Here is a 17,867-nt window from a genome sequence, read left to right as displayed (position 1 = left end):
ACGGCTATTGCTTGGCGAGAACCTCGTGGGCGTGCTCTTCGAGCGACCTGGCGATATCCCCCCAGTCGAGCGTCTGCGCCGCGGTCAGCCCCGCTCGCGAAAAGGCTTCCCAGCCGGCATCCGCTGCCAGCATTGCTTCGGCGAATTCGGTCGGCTCGGTACCGCAGACCACGCCAACGCCGTACTGAAGCACCACGTCCTTTGCGCCGTTCTCGGCGAAGGTGGGCGTCACAACAGGCAGGCCGCTGGCCATCGCTTCGGTGATCACCCGCGGAAATCCCTCCCGTGTACTCGGCATCCCGAGAATTGCTGCGCGCGAGAGGAGTTCGATCTTAAGTTCCTCGGTGACGAACCCAAGAAACTTGATCCGATCGGCGACAGTGGACCGCATTGCGTACTCTTCGACCTCGACTCTTGCATCGCCGTCGCCAGCGATCACAAGATCGCCTGCAAAGCCCCGCTCGGCGGCGAGCGCGAACCCGTCGATGAGCAGGGGCAGATTCTTGTGCTGCGACAGTCGTCCGACGTAGAGCGCGCCTGACCGGTTCGCCCGCTCACTGGGCTGGTAGCGGGCGACGTCGATACCACTGGGCAGAACCGAGAACTCTCGCCCGGATTCGATCCTCATCGCGTCCGCGACAGCATCGCTGACGGCGAAGTTCGAAGCCACTAGGCGGGGCAGAAAGGCCTGCGCCAGCCGCAGCGGCCGCCCCCGACGCACTTCACACCAATGAATCCCGCCCCGTCTGCGCGCCCGCATGGTCAGCGCCGGAATATGCAGCAGCGGCCATTGATTCATAAGATAGAAGTCATATTCCTGCGTCTTCGCCAACTTTCGAACCCAGGCGCTGAATCGCAGGATATCGGACCAGTTTCGCCGAAGGGCAGGAATCAAGGGCTTCTTGTAGCCGCCGCTACCCCGGCTTCGATGAACGCGTACACCGTTGATCACTTCTTCGGCGACGAGGCCGGGCTGGTGAGCAATGCAATATACGTCCACCGAGTGGCCTCGACGAACCATGGCCGCACCCAGCTCCCCGAAGAAGACTTCCTGGCCTCCGATGTTGGGATAGTAGAGCTCAGTCAGGAACGCGAAACGCAGCGGCGCCGCATCGCCTTCGACGTCTGATTCTGAATCGCCCCCGCCCATCCCGGCGCATGTTATCAGTCACGCGCAGCTAGACCGGATAACTTGCGGTCGGGTCGACCGGTACCTCGATGGTGGTGGCCAGCCCGCGATGATCGGAGCCGGGCAGTTCCACGGTGCCCGCCGATGATGCGGTGCAGTTGTAGACGAGCACGTGGTCGATACCGATCATCGGCCCGAGCCAGGGTTTGTTCGGGTAGGTGCGAGTCAGCCCAGCCCCTGCCAGCTCACCCGCGTCGCGGTAGCCCGCGTCGAGCAGCTTCCGGAACGGCTGCATGTCGATGGTGGAGTTCAGGTCGCCTGCCACGATCACCGCACCCGCGCCGGCGTCGCGGGACACCTCACGCAAGGTGGCCGGGAAGCGGGCCAGGTCGTCGCGGAAGAGGTGTAGCGGCTGCACCCACGGGGCGGCGAGGTGCACCGCCAGCACGGTCGTCGGAAATCTCACCGAAGGGACCTGGATCCGGGTCATCAGCATCGGCATCTGGTAGCCGTCGATGCGCGCGGTCTCGACGATTGGATACCGGCTCCACACCCCGATCCCCGACGCCCCGTCCTCGGCGTTGACCATGTGGTGCGGGAACGTCTCCTCCAGGCCGGCCGAGGACAGCCCGGCGGCGGCGTCCGGCGTCAACTCCTGGATCACCAGCACATCGGCCGTCGTGCGCGCCAATTCGGTGACCGCACCCGAATCTGCCTGTCCGAAGCCGAGATTGGCGGTGACCACCCTGACGGCGACACTCGGCACATCCGTGCCCTCGGGCCCGATGAAGCGGGGCAGCTGGACGGCGATCATCACCACGCACAGCACCGCAGCGACGATCGTCAGCACCCAGCGCTGTGCCAGGCCGAACAGGGCCATCGCTGCCACGCCCGCAACCGTCAGGTACGGCGACGCCGCGGCCGCCACGACGACGAGCTCATTGCTGACCGGCAGATAGCGCGATATCAGTCCGGCTGCGCCGACCGCGAACGCGAGCACGCCGAGGACGGTGACGAACAGTCGAATCATGTTGTGCTGGTTATGCTTCGGTGCGCGACCTCAGCCGAGTCGGCGCAACCGTGGCTCGAGGTCCTTGCCGAACAGCTCGAGGAACCGGCGCTGATCGTGGCGAGGGTCGTGGAACACGAGGTGGTTCAGTCCCCACTTCACGTACTGGCCAACCATTTCGACGGCTTCGTCGGGATCCGAAGCGACGATCCAGCGCTTGGCGACCTGCTCGATGGGCAGCTCGTCGGCAGCCTTCTCCATCTCGATGGGGTCGTTGATGCTGTGCTTCTGCTCCGCGGTCAACGACAGCGGGGCCCAGAACCGGGTGTTCTCCAGCGCCAGCTTCGGGTCGGGATCGTAGGAGATCTTGATCTCGATCATCCGGTCGATGCTGTCGGGGTCGCGGTCGGCGGCCGCTGCGCCCTCCTTCACCGCGGGGATCAGCTTGTCCTTGTACAGCTCCTCACCCTTACCGGACGTACAGATGAAACCGTCGCCCGCGCGACCCGCGTACTTCGCCACCTGCGGTCCGCCCGCGGCGATGTATATCGGAATGCCGCCCTCGGGAACGTCGTATATCGAGGCGCCTTTGGTGTTGTAGTACTCGCCCTCGAAGTCGACGCGGTCGCCGAGCCACAGTTCGCGCATCAGCTTGATGGATTCGCGCAGGCGGGCGTAACGCTCTTTGAACTCGGGCCACTCGCCCTCGTATCCGGTCGCGATCTCGTTGAGTGCCTCGCCGGTGCCTACCCCGAGGAAGATCCGGTCGGGATACAGGCATCCCATGGTCGCGAAGGCCTGGGCGATGACGGCCGGGTTGTAGCGGAAGGTGGGGGTCAGCACCGACGTCCCGAGGACAAGCCGCTTGGTGCGCTCGCCCACCGCAGTCATCCAGGCCAGTGAGAACGGCGCGTGGCCGCCTTCGTGGCGCCACGGCTGGAAGTGGTCGCTGACGGTCGCACTGTCCATGCCGTGCGCTTCAGCGGCGACACCTAGCTCGACGAGTTCTCGTGGGTCGAATTGCTCCGCCGACGCCTTGTATCCGAGTTTCAGTTCAGGCACGTTTCATTTCTACTCTCCTGCTTAGACTCGCGTCATGGCAGTAGCCCTGGACGCCATCACAGACAGCGTGCACTTCGCCTACACCGACCTGGTCAATTGGACTCTGGTCACCGACGGTGACGGGGTGATCCTGATCGACGCCGGCTTCCCGGGAAGCCGTGACGATGTGCTGGAGTCCATGCGCCGGCTCGGGTTCGGCGTCGACGACCTGCGGGCGATCCTGCTGACACATGCGCACATCGACCACTTCGGGTCTGCCATCTGGTTCGCGAAAACCCATGGCACGCCAGTGTATTGCCACGCCCACGAGGTCGGCCACTCCAAACGGGAGTACCTGGAGCAGGCGTCGCCTGTCGACATCGCCAAGCACATCTGGCAGCCGCGCTACCTCGCGTGGACGGTGGCGATCGGCCGCAAGGGTGCGCTGACCCACGAGGGCATCCCGAGCACTCTGGCGCTGACCGAAGACGTCGCCGCCGGCCTTCCCGGCGCACCGGTCGCGATCCCCACCCCGGGACACACCGGCGGCCACTGCTCTTTCGTCGTGGACGGCGTCCTGGTCAGCGGTGACGCCCTGGTCACCGGCCACCCGCTGGCACCGCGTCCCGGGCCGCAGCTGCTGCCGATGTTGTTCAACCACGACGAGGACGGGTGCGTGCGCAGCCTGGGGGCGCTGGCGCTGCTGGACACCGAGGTCCTGCTTCCGGGACACGGCCCGGTGTGGCGGGGTTCGATCCGGGACGCCGCCGAAGAGGCTCAAGCCAAAGTGGCGTAGCCGAGCAGGAACAACGCCGTAAGGCAGAGTCCGCAGGCCACCACGACGGTGGGCATCAGGATCATGGTGTCGAGTTCGTCGTCGTTGAGCACTTCATCCTCGAACCGGCCGAACAGCAGCCGCGCGATACCGGTTCTGGTGAAGGTGCGCACCATCGCCCGCACAGATTTGGTGTGACGCCTGCGGCCGAAGAACACCCGCGATGCCAGCCCGACGACAGCGGTCAGCACAGCGGCAGCGAGGAGCAACCACCCAACCGTCGGCTGTGACAAGGACATTTCCACCCCCGGTGTCGCTACGACACCTGCGGGCCAGCCTATAGGCCGAGATGATCGCGCAGCGTGTGCCCGGAATATCCGGTGCGGAACGTACCGCGCTCCTGAAGCAACGGCACCACGGTCTCGACGAATTCGTCGAGACCGCGCGGCGTGAGGTGGGGCACCAGAATGAACCCGTCGCAGGCGTCCGACTGCACATGCAGGTCGATCTCGTCGGCGATCTGCGCAGCGGTGCCGACGAACTGTTGACGGCTGGTGACGGCGATGACCAGTTCGCGAATGGACAGGTTGTCGGCCTCGGCGCGCTCGCGCCATGCAGCGGCCACCGCCTTGGGATCACCGTGGCGCACCCGGCCCTGGGAGACGGTGGGGTCGTCGGCGGGCTCGACATCGGGGAGCGGGCCGTCGGGGTCGTAGCCGGACAGGTCGCGTTGCCACACCTGCTCGAGCATCGCGATCGCCGTCTGGGGGCTCACCTGCTGTCTCCGGATATGGCGGGCCGCGTCCTTCGCCTCATCGGGTGTGTCACCGAGGACGAACGTGGCCGCCGGAAACACTTTGAGCTCATTGAGATCTCGCCCGTACGACGCTGCGCGCGCCTTGACGTCGGCGTAGTAGGCCTGCCCCGCTTCCAGAGACGAGTGCATGGTGAACGCGGCGTCGGCGTATTTGGCCAGGAACGCACGGCCATCGGCGGAGTCACCCGCCTGCAGCAGAACGGGATGCCCCTGTGGTGCGCGCGGCACGGTACTCACGCCGCGGACGTCGAACTGCGGACCGCGATGCTCGATGACACGAATACGGTTGGGGTCGACGTAGATTCCGTTCTCGTGGTCGGCGACGACGGCGTCGGGTGCCCAGCTGTCCCAGAACTCACGCGCGACGGTGACGAACTCCTCGGCCCGCTTGTAGCGCTCGGAGTGGTCGAGAAACCCGCCCCTGCGGAAGTTCTCACCGGTGAACGCGTCCGACGAAGTGACCATGTTCCAGCCGGCGCGGCCGTCGGACAGGTGGTCCAGGGAGGCGAATTGCCGTGCCACCTCGAATGGTTCGTTGAAGGTGGTGTTGATGGTCCCGGTCAGGCCGAGCCTGTCGGTGACCGCGGCGAGGGCGGCGAGCACGGTGAACGTGTCGGGTCGACCGACCACATCGAGGTCGTGAATGCGTCCGCGGTGTTCCCGCAGCCGCAGACCCTCGGCGAGGAAGAAGAAATCGAAAAAGCCCCGCTCTGCGGTGCGGGCCAGGTGCACGAAGGAGTCGAAGTCGATCTGGCTGCCGGATTCCGGACTCGACCAGACCGTGGTGTTGTTGACGCCCGGAAAGTGTGCGGCCAGGTGGATCTGCTTGCGATCCCTACCCTCTCGCCTGGTCACAGTCCCCACCTCTTCGCGAGTAATTCGTGGCTGCGCAGCCGATCGGAGTGGTCGTGCGTGACGGAGGTGACGACCAGTTCGTCGGCCCCTGTGACGCGTTGCAACGTCTCGAGTTTGTCGGCGACCTCGTCGGCATCCCCGACGAATTGGGTTGCGGTGCGGTCCTTCACGACCTCCAACTGTTCGTCGGTCAGCGGTTCCACCGCGTCGGGATCCGGATACGGAACAGCGCCGTCGCCCGCACGAATCGAGTGCACCCAGTGTCCGTAACTCGACGCCAGATGATGTGCCGAGTCGGTGTCATCGGCGACCACGACGTCGGCCGACACCACCACATACGGCTCGGACAACGCCGCCGACGGCTGGAATGCGTCGCGGTAGGCGTCGACCGCGTCCAGCGCCGTGGCCGGGGTGATGTGGTAGCTCGCGACGAACGGAAGCCCCTGCGCGCCTGCGACTTGTGCGCTCTGCCCCTTGCTGCTGCCGAACACCCACGGGATCAGTGCTGCCCCCTCACCGGGTGTGACGTGTGCGTCCACATCCCCGATGCGATATCTGCCGTCGATCATCGCCAGGATGTCCCCGACCTGGTCGCCGAAATCCGGTGCGACGGCCTCGGGCTGCTGCAGCACGGACTGCTTCGCGCGCAACCGCGGGTTGCGCATCAGCGCGCTGATGTCGAATGGCGGTGGTATGACGACACCGCCGACGTCGCGCCATTCTTGCGGGGGCTTGGGTTTGTTGGCGGACTCCCGTTGCGACTCCCTGCGCCGCTGCCCGGACCGGCCGACACCGAGGTCGATGCGACGAGGGTGAAACGCATCGAGGATGCCGAAGCTCTCGACGACCGCGACGGCGGTCGTCTGGCCCAGTTGCACCGCAGCGGCTCCGACTCGAATTGTGTCGGTGGCGGCGGCGATCTGACCGATGAGAACGGCGGGCTGTGCGGATGTGACCGCGACGAAGTGATGTTCGGCGACCCAATAGCGCTTGTAGCCCCACAGCTCGGCGTGCTGGGCCAGGTCGACAGAATTGCGCAATGCCGTTGCGGCATCGGCACCTTCGCTGATCGGCGCCAGGTCGAGGATCGACAACGGGACCGTCATGGCTCCTCCGCCTTCACATATCGGTTCTCGGCTACCGGCAGACCGAGCCGCTCGCGCAGTGTGTCACCGTCGTCGTATGCGCTGCGGAATCGTCCGGCGCGCTGCAGAATCGGCACCACCTCGTCGACGATGACGGGAAGGTCCAGGGCGTTGACGGAGGGGCGCAGCCGGATGCCGTCGACACCCGCCTGCCACCACCTGACGATCACATCCGCCAGTTCGGCGGGTGTTCCATCGAAGACCAGCGCGTCCGATCGAGGGTCGGTGATTCCAGAGAACGAGACGAACAGGTCGGCATAGACCTTGAGCTTGCTACCGCCGGCTTGCGTGGCCTCTTCGGTGATGGATCGGAGCGAACTGTCGTCCTTCGGGGTGATGAAGACCAGATCGGCGCTGCGCGCGGCGAATTCGTAGGCGGGTTGTGCGTGCGCGAGCGCGGCCACGACAGGCTGGCCCTGCGGCGGGCGCGGGGTTATCGACGGGCCCTTGACCGAGAAGTACTTGCCGACGAAGTCGATGTAGTGCAGTTTGTCGCGGTCGATGAACCGTCCGGACTCGACGTCGCGGATGACTGCGTCGTCCTCCCAGCTGTCCCACAATCGCCGCGCGACCTCGACGGCATCGGACGCTTCGTCGAACAGGTCGACACTGCCGACGTCGCGGCGGCCGAACAGCTCTGCCTCGTGCGCTGTACTGCTGACCCGTACCTGCCAGCCCGCCCGTCCGTGGGAGACGAAGTCAAGTGTGGCAATGGCTTTGGAGACGTGGAATGGTTCGGTGTGGGTTACGGTCGCGACTGGTATTAGTCCGATGTGCTCAGTCACCGGCGCCACCCTTGACGCGATGAGGACGGCGTCGGGTCGCCCCGCAAGCCAGCGCGGCTCGATCTCGGCGCGGCGGCGCCGCTGCGGGGTGAGGGCGTCGTCCAACGTCACGAAGTCGAGCAGGCCGCGCTCGGCGGTGGCGGCCAGGCCGGACCAGTAGCGGCCACTGGTGACAGGCTCGCCGCCCGAGGTGTGACGCCAGGCCTCCGGGTGCCATCCGTAGCCGTCCAGTGCGACGCCGAGATGAAGATGTCCCGTCATCGCAATTCCTTCTCGAAGGCGACCGGATAGGCCTCGCCGACGGTGGGCAGCGGCCCGTCGAGCCGTGTGTACCCGGATGACAGATAGAGCGCCTCGGCTTCGGGCTGACGGTTTCCGGTAGTCAGGTAGACGCGGCGATACCCCCGAGACGCGATCTCGCGCTCGAGTTCGGCCACCACGGCCTTGGCGTAGCCCCGCTGCCGGTAGCGGCTGTCGGTCCACACGCGCTTGAGCTCGGCCCTGGTGTCGTCGAACCGCCGGAACGCACCTCCGGTGACGGGTTGACCGTCGAGAAGTCCGATCAGCAGTGCACCGTCCGGCGGTGTGAAGTCCTCGGCGGGATACTCCTCGAGCAGCCATTGCATGACCCGCTGCTCGGTGCCGCCGTACCGGCCGGAGTACTCGACAGCCAACTCGGCCAGCAGCGGTGCGGCCAGCGGGTCATGCTGCCTCACCGCCACGAAGCGGAGTTCATCGAGCGTCGACACGGTCATCACTTAACTGTCTAACGCTGTGCGCGTGTGTGCATTCCGGACCAGGGGATTCGCTCACGCTGATCTGAACTGAGCGCATGTCGGCCTATTCTTTCGCCATGCCATCGAGCGTGTCGGGGAAGGTCGCATCGTCACTGGCGGCGCATCCGGAATCGGCGCCGCGCTCACCGGCGAGCTGGTGCGTGGGGGCGCGGTGGTCTGGATCGCCGACCGCCAGATCGGCCGGGCACAGGAGTTGGCACAGCGACTGAGCGGCGGCGGCGCCAAGGTGCATGCGATCGAACTCGACGTCCGCGACCATCCGTCGTTCGAGCGCGCCGTGGCCGAGGCGGTGCAGGAATCCGGGCGGATCGACTACCTGTTCAACAACGCAGGCATCGGGGTCTCCGGCGAGATCGACTCGTACAGCCTCGACGACTGGAACGACGTCTTCGACGTGAACCTGCGCGGCGTGGTGCACGGAATTCAGGCGGTCTACCCGATCATGATCCGTCAGGGCTCCGGACACATCGTGAACACGGCCTCGATGGCCGGGCTGACCACCACCGTCGGCCAGGCGAGCTACACGGCCACCAAGCACGCCGTCGTCGCGATCTCGCGGACATTGCGGGTGGAGGCCGAGCGGCACGGAGTACGCGCGTCGGCGCTGTGCCCCGGCGTGATCCGGACGCCGATCCTTTCCGGAGGCGAGTACAGACGGATCAACCAGCCGGGAATCAGCGATGAGGACTTTCTCAAGTCCTGGGAGCGGTTGCGGCCGATGGATGCCGACAAATTCGCCGAACGTGTCCTTCGGGCTGTGCTGCGCAATGACGCGATGATTGTGGTGCCCGGCTGGTGGAAGGTGTGGTGGTACATGGAACGGCTGTCGCCCGCCTTGTCGCTGCGCATGTCAAAGCGATTGCTCAAGGAACTGCGGGCGATGCTGTCGCCCTCTTCCAATTAGAAGGGCGGTGGCGAGTTGTTTTGTTCGCGTTCGGCTTTGATGTGTGCGGCGCGGTCTTGTGCGCGGGTGCGTTTGCGTTGGGGCATCATCAGGCCCCGGTCGGTGCTGAACGTCCCCGGCTGCGCTGGTGGTGGTAGTTCCCCGGTGTCGGTATCCCAGTCGGGGAAGTAACTTCGACACCCCGGATGCGTCGTATACGTGCGACCGGTCGGCGAGGTCCACACCGCCGCACCATCAGACCGCAGTTTCAGCTCCCAGTCCCCGGCCCAGAATGTCTTGAGCAGATGGTGTTTTCGGCACAGACATGCCAGGTTCGATGGATGCGTGGCCCCGAGCGGATAGGGGATCACATGGTCGATATCGCAGACCTCCGCAGGAGCCGTGCACCCAGGGAAGCGGCACGTCAGATCCCGCGCCCGCACAAAGCGAACCAGCTTCGCCGACGGCCGGTACCGCGACTCCGCCTCGCAGTCCTGCCCCGGCGCGCTGAGCGGTTGAAGCTTTGCGCCGTCGCGGAGCAACTCGGCCAGCAATGGCGTGGGCATTGCCTCAGTACCCGACAGGATCGCCGTGCCAAAGGAGGGAGCAACGCCCTGCAGCCCCTCGAGAGTGGCTTGGTCGGTGTACACCGTGACGACCACCGAGGACTTCGGCGCCGGCTGCTCAGCCCGGGCCCGGCAGTTCGGTGACTCACACGTACACGGCACATGATCGTTACCGTTGGCCAACGCCCCCAACGCATCCGCGCGTCGCTCGTTGGCCGAGCGGGGATCGTTCTCGCACACCGTGGCCACCATCGCGGCCACCTTCTTCTTCAGCACCGCGGCGTCGGCGGCATTGAGCCGGCCCCACACCGCCGTCGTACCGGCCTCATCCTCGATGTCGCCGACAACGAAGTCGCGGGTACGCGCCACGGCCTTGCTCGCCATGACCGCAGCCGCGTCGAATTCCAACACCAATGCATCCACCGCAGATGTCAGTTTGTCCTCCGCGAGCGGACCCCACCTCGTAGCCCGCTTGGCAACCTCGCAATTAACGCGGGCCCACACCGCCTCGTCAGTGATCAGCTGCGTACGCCAGGTAATCGCACCCACCACCCGCGTACTCACCTCACCGCGCCAGAACAATTCAGCCACCGCAGGAAGGTGATCGCGCAATGCCACCGCGATACGCATCTGACCCGAGGCCTTACGCCCACTGATGTTCATCGCCGCGGCCACCTCCGCGGCCGCGCAATCCCACCAATCGCACGCCCACCGCGCACATTCGTCGTCATCGAGGACGCGCCGGCGCTTGAGTTCAGCGATCGCAGCCAACCGACGCGCCCCGGCCACAGCCTCGGCCCGCGCACCCTCCTCGATCGCCGCGACAACCGCGGCGGTGTCGACCTCCGCGAACTCCGAATCGAACATACGTTCGACACTACATTCGCCCACCGACAAGAAACCTGCGTCCGACAACGCAGCTTCACGCCCAAACTTGACAGGTGTAAAGTTCGGCCGCATGGACAACATCCGGGGTAAGACCATCGCCATCACCGGCGCTGCCCGCGGGATCGGGTACGCCACCGCCAAGGCACTCCTGGCGCGCGGGGCACGAGTGGTCATCGGTGACCGCGACGTGGCCCTGCAGGAGTCGGCCGTCGTGCAACTGACCAAGCTCGGCCAGGTCTCGGGTTATCCGCTCGACGTCACCGACCGCGAATCGTTCGCGACGTTCCTCGACAAGGCACGCACCGACGGCGGCGGCCACATCGACGTGCTGATCAACAACGCAGGCGTGATGCCGATCGGCCCGTTCCTCGACCAGTCCGAACAGTCGATCCGCAGCTCGATCGAGGTGAACCTGTACGGCGTGATCGCGGGATGCCAGCTGGTGTTGCCCGACATGATCGCCCGCAGAAGCGGCCACATCATCAACATCGCCTCGTTGTCCGGGTTGATCCCCGTGCCGGGGCAGGTCGTCTACGTCGGCGCCAAGTTCGGCGTCGTCGGCTTGTCGGCCGCACTGGCCGACGAGGTCGCGCCGAACGGCGTCGACGTCTCGGTGATCATGCCGCCGTTCACCAACACAGAGCTCATCTCCGGCACCGCGGGCAGCGGAGCGATCAAGCCCGTCGAGCCCGAGGACATCGCCAAAGCTGTCATCAAGACGCTGGAGAAGCCGAAAACCCATGTGGCCGTGCCTCCGCCGCTGCGGTTCACCGCGCAGGCCGCGCAGATGCTCGGACCCCGCGGCCGTCGCTGGCTAAACCGCAAGCTCGGGCTGGACCGCGTGTTCCTGGACTTCGACACCACCGCGCGGCAGACCTACGAACAGCGCGCGCAAGCCGCGCAGGGTGTCGTCGAGGGCCCGGGGAAGAGCTAGCCGAACGCCGGGATCTGGTCACCTATGCGGTAACCCTCGATCACGTCGATGTTCTCGAACAGCTCCTCGAGACCGAACTGGTAATCGTCGGAGGTCCCCACGAACACGACGTGGACCACATCGGCGTCCTCGGAGGTCATCGCGATCGTCGTCACCGGCACCACTTCACCGTCGTCGGGCACCTCGGCGGTCGACGGGATGAAGTACCACAGCGCGGACTCGTCGTCGGAGAGTTCTTCATCGAACGCCCAGCCGCGCTTGGTGATTCGCTCATCGAGTCCCTCGAGCACCGCGGCCATCTCGATGTCTTCCGACATGCCATCGAGCACCGCGTCCGGAATCCAGCGCGAATTCTGGACCGACTGCCGCTTCTTGCGGCGGGCCTGCTTCGCCTGGGACTTGCGCGACACCGTACGAGGTACCTAAGCCAGCGCCTGGTCGAGATCGCCGATCAGATCCTCGGTTCCCTCCAGCCCCACCGAGATTCGCACCACACCGTCACCGAGCCCGATCGCGGCGCGACCCTCCGGACCCATCGCGCGGTGCGTTGTGGTGGCCGGATGGGTGATCAACGACTTGGAGTCGCCGAGGTTGTTGGAGATGTCGACGATGCGCAGCTTGTCGAGCATCTCGAATGCGCGTTCCTTCGTGCCACCCTTGAGTTCGAAGGTGACAACCGTTCCGCCCCCGGTCATCTGGCGCTTCGCCAGGTCGTACTGCGGATGCGATTCCAGGAACGGATAGCGCACCCAACTCACGGAGGGATGGTTCTCGAGAAACTCGGCGACGCGGTGCGCCGACGCGTTCTGGTACTCCACTCGAACAGCCAGCGTCTCCAGACCCTTGAGCAGCGTCCACGCATTGAACGGGCTCAGCGCGGGACCCGTGTGCCGCATCAGCTTCTGCACCGGCTCGTCGATGTACTGCTTGTCACCGAGGATCGCTCCGCCGAGCACCCGGCCCTGCCCGTCGATGTGCTTGGTGCCTGAATACACCACGACGTCGGCGCCGAGCGGCATGCCCTGCTGCAGGATCGGTGTGGCGAATACGTTGTCCAGCACCACTTTCGCGCCGGCGGCGTGGGAGAGCTCGCATACCGCGGCGATGTCCACCAACTGCTGCATCGGATTCGACGGCGTCTCGAAGAACACCGCCTGAGTCGGCACGGACAACGCCTGCTCCCACTGCGACAGATCGTCACCGTCGACGAACACCGTCTCCACACCCCAGCGCGGCAGGATCTCGTTGCACACCACGAAGCACGACCCGAAAAGGCTACGGGCCGCGACCAATCGGTCACCTGCACCGAGTAGCGCGCCCAGCGAGGTGAACACCGCCGCCATCCCCGTCGCCGTCGCGAAACATGCAGGCGCGCCCTCGATCAGGCGGAGTCGCTCCTCGAACATGGAGATGGTCGGGTTTCCGTAGCGCGAGTACACGTAGCGGTCGATCTCGCCGGTGAACGCCTTTTCCGCCTCGGACGCCGAGGAGTAGACGTACCCCGACGTGAGGTACATCGCCTCCGCGGTCTCCTCGAACCCCGACCGCAACAGGCCCCCGCGCACACCGATGGTCGCCTGGCTCACGCCCTCGGGAAGTTCGGCTGGCTTGCGGACGGACGGCACGTCAGAGCTCATGACTGCCTCCACGGCAGGCCGACGGCCTTCCAGCCGGTGCCGCCACGGTGTTTGTGCTCGTCAAGATTGCCTTCGAACCCGTCGAGCACGTTGTACGACGGTGCGATACCGGCCTCGGTCGCGGCCTCGGCCGCACCGATGGAGCGGTTGCCGGAGCGGCACAGGAACACCACCGGCCGGTCACCCGGCGTGACACCCGCAGACTTGAGATCATCGACGAAATCGTCGTTGTGCTTGCCGTCCGAACTGTTCCACTCGACGTAGACGACCTCGCGATCGAGGCTCGACAGATCGGCCACACCGACGAACCGCCATTCGGCGTCGGTGCGACAGTCGACCAGCACGGCCTCGGGGTCATCGGTCAGCAGCTTCCATGCCTCCTCAGGCGTGATGTCTCCGGCATAGCTCACGGACGTGAGTCTCCCACAGCTAGCTGGGGCTAGATGAACAGACCTTCCAGGCTCCGTCCTCGAGAACGAAGGCCGTTTCGACATCGGTTTTGACATCCGGCGTCTTGTCGAATTGGTAGGTCACCTTCGCCGTGGCGCGATTGCCGTCGACCACGACATCGTTCACGTCGTCGATGAGTCGCCGCCCCTGCTTTTCCTTCGACTCGCGTTGACCGGCAAGGACTTCGGCCTCGGTCCCCTGCTCCGCGTGACAGGTGTTGCTTCGGAAGTCGGCGTAGTTCTCCTTCTGCAGCGCATCGTTCTGCGCCACTGCGGCCCGCACGACCTGCTGCTGAGGGGTCAGCTCGTCATCGGAGAAATAGTTCACCAACGCAATTGCGATCACCACAAGCGAAATGATTGCCAGGGCGGCCACAAACGGCGCCGCGGTGGGCCGGTCGCGGCTTGATTCGGATTCGGTCACGGCTGCCAGAGTTTGCGCAGCGCCGTCGAAACGCGACGGGCCCGGTCCCTGGCGATGATCGGATCGGGGGCCGTCGCGATCGCCACTCCGAGCCGGCGGTGGCCCTCGGTCTCGTCCGGCCTGCCGAACAGGCGGACGTCGCTTTCCGCGACGGCGAGCGCCTCGGCGAGCACCGCATGCAGGTCGGCGCCGTCACTGTCGGTGGCATCGGCACCGGCGTAGCTGACTTCGGCGGCGGCCGGCGACACCATGATCGTGTCCACCGACAGCCCGAGGATCGCGCGGGCGTGCAGCTCGAACTGCGAGAGTCGTTGCGAGCGCAGCGTCACAAGACCGCTGTCGTACGGCCGCGGTCGCACGTTGTCGAAGTAGACCTCGTCACCGCGCACCAGCACTTCGACGCCGAATACTCCTCGCCCGCCCAGCGAGTTGACGATCCGCGCGCCGATGGACTTCGCGGCGTCCAGGGCTGCGGGCGACAACTGCTGGGGCTGCCAGGATTCGAGTGCGTCGCCGCCAAGCTGCCGGTGGCCGATCGGCTCGCAGAAGTGCACGACGGGCCCGGTTGGTCCGACCGTGCGGATGGTGAGCAGCGTCACCTCGAAGTCGACCTCGACGACCGCCTCGGCCATCACCCGGTTGTTCGGAATGCGGCCCGCGGCGATCGCTCGGTGCCAGGCCGGCTCCACGTCTTCGGCTCGCACCAGCACCGACTCACCCTCACCGGGCGCCGCCGCGATCGGCTTCACCACCAGTGGGAAGCCGGCGTGCAACGCGACGGCGGAGAGCTCCTCGGCAGAGCCCGCGAACCAGAACGGCGCGGTGGGCAGGCCCAGCTCGTCGGCGGCCAGCCGCCGCAGGCCTTCGCGATCGAGCGACAGCCGGGTGCTGCGCGGGGTCGGGAACACCTCGACGTCGCCGCGCTCTGCGACCGCGATCAGCGCATCCGCGGCGATCAGGTTTGCCTCGGCCACTACGTACCGGGGATGTTCCTTCTCGATGACGGCGGCCAATGCCTCGCCGTCGTTCATCTTGACCACGGCGGACCGGTCAGCGACACCGTGCGCCGGGGCGTCGGCGTAGCGGTCCACCGCGATCACCGCGGCGCCGAGCCGCTGGAACGCCAGCGTCAGCTCTCGGCTCAACTCGCCGGAACCGAGCAGCATCACCGTGGGGTGGGTACTGACTTCGGGCCGCGCTTGCGGTCCCGTCTCGGGCTCGTCTGCGTCGGTCTGCGGTTCGTCGGTCGTTTCACTCATCGAGCGTCCAGCCTGCCAGATGTCAGCCCACGCGGGCGTCGATGTAACACCAGCGCCAGCTCTCGCCCGGTTCGATGGACCGCATCACCGGATGGCCGGTCTGCGCGAAGTGCGCGTTGGCGTGCTGGTGCGGGCTTGAATCGCAGCATCCGACGTACCCACATGTGAGGCACATGCGCAGATGCGCCCAGGCATCCTTACCGTCCTCTTTGCAGTCCTCGCAGTGTCCCGGCGTGTGCGGATCCGGCTCGCGGGCATCGACCGCGGCTTCCAGGTGTTCGCACGTACTGGGGACCGTCGAGGATTGCGCAACGCGCTCGCGTGATCTCCTCAGCATGTTGATCAACGATACGGATCACGACAAAGGAGGCCTGGCGACGTGACTGCATCTCTGCTGGCGGTTCTGGTGCTGTCGATCCTGTTGGCCGCTGTGGCCCGCCGCTTCGACGTCTCCGCACCGCTGGCTCTCGTCATCGCCGGCCTGGCCGCGAGCACCCTTCCCGGGCTGCACGACGTCGTCCTCGAGCCTGAACTCGTCCTGTACGTGATCTTGCCGCCCCTGCTGTGGTCTGCGGGCACCGAGAGCAGCTACGTCGCGCTGCGCAAGAACCTTCGTCCCATCAGCCTGCTGGCCGTCGGCCTTCCGCTCGCCACGACGTTCGCGGTCGGGTTCGTCGCGTACAAGACGGTTCCCGAGCTCACCGCGGCGGCCGCGCTGACCCTCGGAGCGATCGTGGCTCCGCCCGATGCGGTCTCCGCGACCGCGATCGGCAGGAGACTGGGTCTGCCGCGGCGCACGATGACCCTGCTCGGCGGCGAGAGCCTGCTGAACGATGCGACGGCGCTGACCGCGTACAAGGTGGCGCTCGGCCTTGCGATCGGCACCGCGGCGTCGTGGGGCACGGCTATCGGCACCTTCGCGCTGGCCGCGGCCGGGGGTGTGGCCGTCGGCATCGGGTTCGGCGCCCTGATCTCATACATCCGGTCCCGCCTCGACGATCCGGTGGTCGAGAGCGCAATCGGATTGATCGCCCCGTTCGTCATCTACTTCGTCGCGGAACTGATCCACGGCTCCGGAGTGATCGCGGTGGTGGTCGCGGCGCTGATCCTGGGCCAGCGCTCGGCACACGCCGGCTACGCGACCCGCCTTCAGGACTTCGCGCTGTGGCAAGCCGTCGTGCTGATCCTGGAGTCGTTCGCGTTCCTGCTGATCGGGCTGCAACTTCCGGAGGTGATCAGCGAGCTGGAGGGAATCCGGGCGTCGGTGCTGATCTGGTCGTCGGTCGCGGTGTTCGCCACCGTGATCTTCGTCCGGATCGGGTGGGTGTTCATGTTCGCCTACCTGCCGCCCCTGTTCTCCCGGCGCATCCGCGAACGCGAACCGACGCCGCCGCCGTCGCAGGTGTTCGTCGTGGCATGGGCGGGGATGCGCGGGGTGGTGTCGCTGGCCGCGGCGGCGGGCGTCCCGCTCGTGACGCTGTCCGGCGATCCGTTCCCGGGACGGCCGCACATCGTGTTCCTCACGTTCGTGGTCGTGGTCGGCACACTGCTGCTGCACGGGCTGACACTGCCGTGGGTCATCCGGCTGCTGGGCGTGCAAGGCGACGACCCCCAACAGGATCAGCTCGCGGCGGTGCAGGCCCAGGACCGCGCGGCGCGCGCCGCCGCCGACCGCCTTGACGAACTCCTCGCCGACTCGGAGGCCACCAACGACGTACCGGAGCGCGCGGCCGAAATACTGCGGCACTGGAACACGCGGCGCCTCAACAGCGCATGGGAGCGCCTCGGGCGCGGTGACGAGGAGCTCGGCGAGAGCCCGACGACCGCATTTCGTCGGCTACGGCTGGAAATGCTTGCCGCCGAACGTAAGACGTTCATCGAAGAGCGCGATGCGGGACGCATCAACGACGAAGTGTTGCGCTCGATGCTGCACGGGCTCGACCTCGAGGAGGCGACGCTCAACCGGTCGTAGCGTCGAGTTGAGCGCGAAACGCGTGCATCGCGTCGATGAGCGCGGTGAAGGTTCGGTGCGCGGCGCGCAGTTCGGATTCCGACAGCCCCGCGAGCGCGATGCGGGTCTGTTCGGCCAGCGGCGTGAAAAAGCCGCGTGCGACGTCCATTCCGTTGTCGGCGACGCGCAGGATGACCTTGCGCCGGTCGGCGGGATCCGACTCCCGAAGCAGGTGGTCGGACGCGATCATCCGCTCGACGAGGTAGGTGATCGCCGCGCCCGACATGCCCATCCGTCTGCGCAGTTCGCCCGCGGTCAACGGCGTTCCGGCGGACTCGGCCACCATGATGTGCAACAAGGCACGAAAGTCGTTGGCGGAGACATCGTGTCGACCCGCGAAGTGCCTGCCGATCTGATCGGACTCCGCGTTCATCGCCCGCACGTCGGCCGCGATCATCGACTCCAGCGCGTCGCGGTCGTCGGTCACGGGGAGAAGCATATGCCGCGAACATTCATTTGATTA

The 17,867-nt window shown here is 66.2% G+C and carries 20 protein-coding genes; 4 read left to right on the top strand and 16 right to left on the bottom strand.

What is annotated here, in order from left to right; all coding sequences use genetic code 11:
• Window positions 1-4: 4 nt before the first annotated feature.
• The 3 genes from AB4Z42_RS00515 to fgd are packed head-to-tail and all read right to left on the bottom strand — an operon-like array spanning window position 5 to window position 3,200.
• Window positions 5-1,150: a glycosyltransferase family 4 protein gene (locus tag AB4Z42_RS00515; RefSeq protein WP_442007174.1), complete on the bottom strand. Its 1,146-nt coding sequence runs from the start codon at window positions 1,148-1,150 to the stop codon at window positions 5-7.
• Between the two features lie 28 nt (window positions 1,151-1,178).
• Window positions 1,179-2,159: an endonuclease/exonuclease/phosphatase family protein gene (locus tag AB4Z42_RS00510; RefSeq protein WP_442007173.1), complete on the bottom strand. Its 981-nt coding sequence runs from the start codon at window positions 2,157-2,159 to the stop codon at window positions 1,179-1,181.
• A gap of 30 nt (window positions 2,160-2,189) precedes the next feature.
• Entirely contained in the window at window positions 2,190-3,200 is a 1,011-nt protein-coding gene (fgd, locus tag AB4Z42_RS00505) for a glucose-6-phosphate dehydrogenase (coenzyme-F420) (RefSeq protein ID WP_442007172.1), read from the bottom strand.
• 34 nt (window positions 3,201-3,234) lie between these two features.
• On the opposite strand from fgd, the gene AB4Z42_RS00500 reads away from it, so the two are divergent.
• Complete coding sequence (locus AB4Z42_RS00500) at window positions 3,235-3,975, top strand: MBL fold metallo-hydrolase (protein WP_442007171.1); 741 nt, start codon at window positions 3,235-3,237, stop codon at window positions 3,973-3,975.
• Here AB4Z42_RS00500 and AB4Z42_RS00495 read toward each other — a convergent pair.
• The 5 genes from AB4Z42_RS00495 to AB4Z42_RS00475 are packed head-to-tail and all read right to left on the bottom strand — an operon-like array spanning window position 3,957 to window position 8,311.
• Entirely contained in the window at window positions 3,957-4,253 is a 297-nt protein-coding gene (locus tag AB4Z42_RS00495) for a hypothetical protein (protein ID WP_442007170.1), read from the bottom strand. The two genes, AB4Z42_RS00500 and AB4Z42_RS00495, sit on opposite strands and share 19 nt — an antisense overlap.
• Before the next feature lie 38 nt (window positions 4,254-4,291).
• Window positions 4,292-5,626, bottom strand: coding sequence for an NtaA/DmoA family FMN-dependent monooxygenase (locus AB4Z42_RS00490; protein WP_442007169.1), 1,335 nt, complete (start codon window positions 5,624-5,626; stop codon window positions 4,292-4,294).
• The gene (locus AB4Z42_RS00485; RefSeq protein WP_442007168.1) at window positions 5,623-6,732 is read right to left on the bottom strand and encodes an LLM class flavin-dependent oxidoreductase; all 1,110 of its coding nucleotides are present in this window, start codon (window positions 6,730-6,732) and stop codon (window positions 5,623-5,625) included. The genes AB4Z42_RS00490 and AB4Z42_RS00485 overlap by 4 nt, the downstream gene beginning before the upstream one ends.
• Window positions 6,729-7,817, bottom strand: coding sequence for an LLM class flavin-dependent oxidoreductase (locus AB4Z42_RS00480; RefSeq protein WP_442007167.1), 1,089 nt, complete (start codon window positions 7,815-7,817; stop codon window positions 6,729-6,731). The genes AB4Z42_RS00485 and AB4Z42_RS00480 overlap by 4 nt, the downstream gene beginning before the upstream one ends.
• Window positions 7,814-8,311 carry a GNAT family N-acetyltransferase gene (locus AB4Z42_RS00475; protein ID WP_442007166.1) on the bottom strand — a complete coding sequence of 166 codons (498 nt, stop codon included), beginning with the start codon at window positions 8,309-8,311 and terminating at the stop codon, window positions 7,814-7,816. The genes AB4Z42_RS00480 and AB4Z42_RS00475 overlap by 4 nt, the downstream gene beginning before the upstream one ends.
• A 103-nt stretch (window positions 8,312-8,414) precedes the next feature.
• On the opposite strand from AB4Z42_RS00475, the gene AB4Z42_RS00470 reads away from it, so the two are divergent.
• Window positions 8,415-9,257: an SDR family NAD(P)-dependent oxidoreductase gene (locus AB4Z42_RS00470; protein WP_442008061.1), complete on the top strand. Its 843-nt coding sequence runs from the start codon at window positions 8,415-8,417 to the stop codon at window positions 9,255-9,257.
• Here the strand turns inward: AB4Z42_RS00470 and AB4Z42_RS00465 are convergent.
• Window positions 9,254-10,669, bottom strand: a complete 1,416-nt coding sequence (locus AB4Z42_RS00465; protein WP_442007165.1) for a DUF222 domain-containing protein — start codon at window positions 10,667-10,669, stop codon at window positions 9,254-9,256. The two genes, AB4Z42_RS00470 and AB4Z42_RS00465, sit on opposite strands and share 4 nt — an antisense overlap.
• 91 nt (window positions 10,670-10,760) lie before the next feature.
• Here AB4Z42_RS00465 and AB4Z42_RS00460 point away from each other — a divergent pair, with 91 nt between their 5' ends.
• Window positions 10,761-11,624, top strand: coding sequence for an SDR family oxidoreductase (locus AB4Z42_RS00460; protein ID WP_442007164.1), 864 nt, complete (start codon window positions 10,761-10,763; stop codon window positions 11,622-11,624).
• On the opposite strand, the gene AB4Z42_RS00455 is transcribed toward AB4Z42_RS00460, so the two are convergent.
• The 6 genes from AB4Z42_RS00455 to AB4Z42_RS00430 are packed head-to-tail and all read right to left on the bottom strand — an operon-like array spanning window position 11,621 to window position 15,730.
• Complete coding sequence (locus AB4Z42_RS00455; RefSeq protein ID WP_442007163.1) at window positions 11,621-12,034, bottom strand: hypothetical protein; 414 nt, start codon at window positions 12,032-12,034, stop codon at window positions 11,621-11,623. The two genes, AB4Z42_RS00460 and AB4Z42_RS00455, sit on opposite strands and share 4 nt — an antisense overlap.
• A 12-nt stretch (window positions 12,035-12,046) precedes the next feature.
• On the bottom strand, window positions 12,047-13,261 hold the full coding sequence (locus AB4Z42_RS00450) for an O-succinylhomoserine sulfhydrylase (protein ID WP_442007162.1): 1,215 nt from the start codon (window positions 13,259-13,261) through the stop codon (window positions 12,047-12,049).
• A complete protein-coding gene (locus AB4Z42_RS00445; protein ID WP_442007161.1) occupies window positions 13,258-13,671 on the bottom strand; it encodes a rhodanese-like domain-containing protein in 414 nt (137 codons plus the stop codon). Before AB4Z42_RS00445 ends, AB4Z42_RS00450 begins: the two co-directional genes overlap by 4 nt.
• Window positions 13,672-13,690: 19 nt before the next feature.
• Complete coding sequence (locus tag AB4Z42_RS00440) at window positions 13,691-14,143, bottom strand: Rv0361 family membrane protein (protein WP_442008060.1); 453 nt, start codon at window positions 14,141-14,143, stop codon at window positions 13,691-13,693.
• Complete coding sequence (purT, locus tag AB4Z42_RS00435) at window positions 14,131-15,393, bottom strand: formate-dependent phosphoribosylglycinamide formyltransferase (protein WP_442007160.1); 1,263 nt, start codon at window positions 15,391-15,393, stop codon at window positions 14,131-14,133. Before purT ends, AB4Z42_RS00440 begins: the two co-directional genes overlap by 13 nt.
• 22 nt (window positions 15,394-15,415) lie before the next feature.
• Window positions 15,416-15,730, bottom strand: a complete 315-nt coding sequence (locus AB4Z42_RS00430) for a UBP-type zinc finger domain-containing protein (protein WP_442007159.1) — start codon at window positions 15,728-15,730, stop codon at window positions 15,416-15,418.
• A 42-nt stretch (window positions 15,731-15,772) separates the two neighbouring features.
• Between AB4Z42_RS00430 and AB4Z42_RS00425 the strand changes: the two genes are divergently transcribed.
• Window positions 15,773-17,365, top strand: a complete 1,593-nt coding sequence (locus AB4Z42_RS00425) for a Na+/H+ antiporter (protein ID WP_442007158.1) — start codon at window positions 15,773-15,775, stop codon at window positions 17,363-17,365.
• On the opposite strand, the gene AB4Z42_RS00420 is transcribed toward AB4Z42_RS00425, so the two are convergent.
• Window positions 17,352-17,843, bottom strand: a complete 492-nt coding sequence (locus tag AB4Z42_RS00420) for a MarR family winged helix-turn-helix transcriptional regulator (protein ID WP_442007157.1) — start codon at window positions 17,841-17,843, stop codon at window positions 17,352-17,354. The two genes, AB4Z42_RS00425 and AB4Z42_RS00420, sit on opposite strands and share 14 nt — an antisense overlap.
• Between the last annotated feature and the right edge of the window lie 24 nt (window positions 17,844-17,867).

This window comes from Mycobacterium sp. 2YAF39 (assembly GCF_052114565.1).
Taxonomy (GTDB): domain Bacteria; phylum Actinomycetota; class Actinomycetes; order Mycobacteriales; family Mycobacteriaceae; genus Mycobacterium.
The sequence above is the reverse complement of the archived record's forward strand: the minus strand, read 5'-3'. Positions and strand labels throughout refer to the sequence as shown.